The sequence below is a fragment of the Streptomyces nanhaiensis genome (assembly GCF_046614825.1).
GTDB lineage: Bacteria > Actinomycetota > Actinomycetes > Streptomycetales > Streptomycetaceae > Streptomyces > Streptomyces radiopugnans.
Window position 1 is genome coordinate 1 of sequence record NZ_JBKJFM010000441.1, and the last position, 247, is coordinate 247.

Below are 247 nucleotides of genomic sequence, written 5' to 3' on the forward strand. Positions count from 1 at the left end.
CTCGGAGAGCCACTCGAAGGTGACCTCCTCCTCGCCGCGCCGCTGCGCCAGCTCCTCGATACCGCGGTCGGTGAAGTACATGGACATCTCCCTGTCCGGTCCGGATGGTGTGCGTCGGTACCACGGGGTCTGCGGACGGCGGCGGGCCGCCCTCGGCCTCCGGGCCGGCCTCAGAGGTCGAAGACCTCGTTGACCAGCTGCTGCTGCTCGGCCTGGTGGCGCTTGGCGGAGCCCACCGCCGGGGAGG

1 protein-coding gene is annotated in these 247 nt (G+C 71.7%); it reads right to left on the reverse strand.

All coding sequences use genetic code 11. The annotated features are described in order from the left end of the window. Positions 1 to 81 (reverse strand): DUF6104 family protein (locus ACLIYP_RS30975; RefSeq protein WP_412716365.1); only part of this gene is annotated, 81 nt, incomplete at its 3' end. Between the last annotated feature and the right edge of the window lie 166 nt (positions 82 to 247).